The following is a 2,931-nucleotide window of genomic DNA, read 5'->3' as shown; positions in this document are numbered from 1 at the left end:
GCTGCATGCCGCTCTGCCAGAAGCGCGTGACGCTCGGCGACGCCGACGGCTACTTCAAGCAGGTGATGGATCAGGCTGGGTCGTTGTCTGGCCAAGTCAGCGGCAGCGCGGCTGGCAAGACCAATTGATCGGGGCAAACTGGCCGGGACCAGCCAGTCGGGGCGGTGCCGGCATGCAGTCCGCGGCGGGCCTGAACACCCGCGGCCTGTCGCGTCATCGCCGGCAGGGTTAACATCGCGTTAAGCCTCCGGGCCATTCGGTTCCCGTGTTGGGAAACACTTCGCCAAGAAGTTTCGGCTATTTCTTCTCTGAAGTTGATAGCCACGCACTGGATGAGCCCGATGTCTTCGTCAGTCTTCTCGCGCACATCGTTTCGCGAGCTGCTACGCCGCTTCCGGCGCAATCGCCGGGCGTCCGCCGCGTTGGAATTTGCGCTGGTCGCGCCGGTCTTCTTCGCGCTGCTGTTCGCGATCATCGAGACCGCATTGATGTTCTTCGCAAACCAGGTGCTGGAGACCGTCACGCAGGATTCGGCGCGCATGATCTTCACCGGACAGGCGCAGCAGGCCTCTACCACCCAGGCGCAGTTCGCGACCTATGTCTGCAGCCAGATTCCGGCACTGTTCGATTGCAACAGTGTCTTTATCGACGTCGAGAGTTCGGCGTCGGCTTCGGGCGTCAACATCAACAGCTGCACCGACGCCAGCGGCAACTTCGTCAGCCCGCAATACAGTCCCGGCGGCGCCGGTGACGTCGTGGTGGTGCAGCTGTGCTACAAATGGCCGATCTTCGTGACCGGTCTCGGCTACAACATCGCGAACTTGCCGGGCAGCAAGCGGCTACTGAGAGCAAGCGCGGCCTTCAAGAACGAGCCTTACTGAGCCATGACGGGGGATCTGCCGATGCGACCGACCGCGATGATCAGGCTGCGCCGCGGCTCCTTGTATCGCCTGCTTCGCGACTGGATAGCGGATGGAAGGGGCGTTGCTGCGACTGAATTCGCTTTCATCGTGCCGCTGATGCTGGTGATGTTCTTCGGTACCGTTGAATTCTGCTCGGCGATCGCGGTGAACCGCAAGGTCACGCTGATGGCGCGCACCCTGTCGGACCTGACCTCGCAATCACCCTCGGTCGCCGACGCCGATATCGCGACCTTCTTCACGGTGACGAACAAGATCATCTGGCCTTATGCGACCGGGACGCTGAATCCTTATTTCACGTCGCCGTCGAGCGGTACTATCTCCGAACTCTATGTCGACCAGACCACGAAGCAGGCGCGCGTGATCTGGAGCAAGGGATCGGCGCCCCGCACGGCGGATACATACGTCACCACCGTTCCGAGCGCGCTTCTGGTCCCCGGCACCTACCTTATCTTCAGCGAGGTCAGCTACCAGTATGTGCCGACGGTGGGCTATGTGATGGCAAAGGCCGGCGTGACCTTGAGCGACGTCTCCTATACGCGGCCCCGGCAGTCGAGCTGCGTGCTCTACATCGCCGGCACGACTACGCCGTCATCGCCGTGTCCCACGACCTAGTCCAGACGGCTGTTTCGCGACCAGGCCGGCGTTCGGGCAAAATCTACCAGGCAAAATAAAAAGGCCGCGTCTGCACGCGGCCTTTTGTTGATTGCGCTTGGCTGTTGATCGCGCCCCGCGTGTTGCACGCCTGGGGCGGCCAGTCAGTTAGTTCGCGGCGCGGAGATTGTCGGCCGACGACTTGCCCGAGCGGCGATCAGCCACGATCTCATAGGAGATCTTCTGGCCTTCGCGCAGCGTGCCGAGGCCGGCACGCTCGACGGCGCTGATGTGCACGAACACGTCGTTGCCGCCGTCATCCGGCTGAATGAAGCCATAGCCCTTGGTCGCGTTAAACCACTTCACGGTTCCCATGCTCACGGGGGTAGTCCCTTCTCAGATATCAAATGTCGTAACCCACAGCCGTGGGTTGGTTAGATCGAATTTTTGGAAGGGTCGTCAGCGTCTGAACCGGCTGTACCGGTAATAGCTAATCTCGTCCGGCCGAAAATCGATTGCGGTGCATGTTATGGGAAATACGCTCCCAAAACAATCCTGAGCTGCGCCAGGCGCACGACTTTTTTACGCAACGGGGTTAAACGCCCCGGCGCGTTCCGTGCTGCAACATAAACCAACCGTGCAGGGCGGCCCGAACGGCCGCCCCGATTGGCTCAAACTTAACGGCGGCGGAACTGGCCGCCCCGCTGTGCTCCGCGGGGCGGTCCGCCCGGCGTGCTCGCACGTTCATCCTTGTGACGAAAGATCAGCCGGCCTTTTTCGAGGTCATACGGCGACATTTCCACTGTCACGCGGTCGCCGGCCAGCGTCTTGATGCGGTTCTTCTTCATCTTGCCCGCGGTGTAGGCAACGATTTCGTGCCCGGCATCGAGCTGCACGCGATAGCGCGCATCGGGTAGGATTTCAGTGACCAGCCCTTCGAACTGGATCAGCTCTTCCTTAGCCATGTCTCTCTCCAGATCGACTGACGTCTAGTTTGGCCGCTGGTTGCGGTTCGCCTCGTTTTTGGACCTGCCGCTATCGCGCTGCAAAAAAGCAACGCCTTGAATCGTCCCGCCCTTTCCGTCGCCTTGCGGCGATCGGCGGGGCTCCTGACGATTGCCTGGCAGAGAGTTTACCATAGCATCGGAACGTCCGCCGCGGCGAGGGCCTTTTGCGGCTTTACCCCCTTCATTTGGCCGTCCGTTCGACGTGCCGGGGCGCCCATGGCCGCCGCCGGAGCGGCCATTACCGCCGCCAGGGCGACCATGGCCGGGGCGACCATTGCGCTGCTGTTGATGCCTGTTGGAAGCGGGGGCAGGCGCTGCATCCCGCTGCTGGCCCGGCGTACGACGATCCTCGCGCGGCAACGTGATCTTGATGAGCCGTTCGATGTCGCGCAGATAGCCCATTTCCTCGC

The 2,931-nt window shown here is 61.9% G+C and carries 4 protein-coding genes and 2 pseudogenes; 3 read left to right on the top strand and 3 right to left on the bottom strand.

Annotation, left to right across the window (positions count from 1 at the left end; translation table 11 throughout):
- From WA702_RS17290 to WA702_RS17280, 3 genes and pseudogenes are all read left to right on the top strand, one after another.
- Positions 1–128 (top strand): annotated as a pseudogene (locus WA702_RS17290) (pilus assembly protein N-terminal domain-containing protein); the annotation flags it as partial.
- 213 nt (positions 129–341) lie between these two features.
- A complete protein-coding gene (locus WA702_RS17285) occupies positions 342–881 on the top strand; it encodes a TadE/TadG family type IV pilus assembly protein (RefSeq protein ID WP_425111756.1) in 540 nt (179 codons plus the stop codon).
- A gap of 21 nt (positions 882–902) precedes the next feature.
- Positions 903–1,535, top strand: coding sequence for a TadE/TadG family type IV pilus assembly protein (locus WA702_RS17280; protein WP_425111755.1), 633 nt, complete (start codon positions 903–905; stop codon positions 1,533–1,535).
- Positions 1,536–1,682: 147 nt separating this feature from the next.
- On the opposite strand, the gene WA702_RS17275 is transcribed toward WA702_RS17280, so the two are convergent.
- From WA702_RS17275 to WA702_RS17265, 3 genes and pseudogenes are all read right to left on the bottom strand, one after another.
- Positions 1,683–1,895 (bottom strand): cold-shock protein, encoded by a 213-nt coding sequence (locus WA702_RS17275; RefSeq protein WP_006612155.1) that lies wholly within the window; start codon positions 1,893–1,895, stop codon positions 1,683–1,685.
- A 296-nt stretch (positions 1,896–2,191) separates the two neighbouring features.
- Complete coding sequence (infA, locus tag WA702_RS17270) at positions 2,192–2,479, bottom strand: translation initiation factor IF-1 (RefSeq protein ID WP_425111753.1); 288 nt, start codon at positions 2,477–2,479, stop codon at positions 2,192–2,194.
- A gap of 24 nt (positions 2,480–2,503) precedes the next feature.
- Positions 2,504–2,931, bottom strand: a pseudogene (locus WA702_RS17265) (DEAD/DEAH box helicase); the annotation flags it as partial.

The sequence above is a fragment of the Bradyrhizobium sp. genome (genome assembly GCF_049798375.1).
Lineage (GTDB): Bacteria > Pseudomonadota > Alphaproteobacteria > Rhizobiales > Xanthobacteraceae > Bradyrhizobium.
The sequence above is the reverse complement of the archived record's forward strand: the minus strand, read 5'-3'. Positions and strand labels throughout refer to the sequence as shown.

What these genes read in the sequence shown, in the direction of transcription:
- WA702_RS17280 (WP_425111755.1), top strand. Translation starts at nt 903, where the DNA reads ATGCGACCGACCGCGATGATCAGGCTGCGCCGCGGCTCCTTGTATCGC.
- infA (WP_425111753.1), bottom strand. Translation starts at nt 2,479, where the DNA reads ATGGCTAAGGAAGAGCTGATCCAGTTCGAAGGGCTGGTCACTGAAATC.
- WA702_RS17285 (WP_425111756.1), top strand. Translation starts at nt 342, where the DNA reads ATGTCTTCGTCAGTCTTCTCGCGCACATCGTTTCGCGAGCTGCTACGC.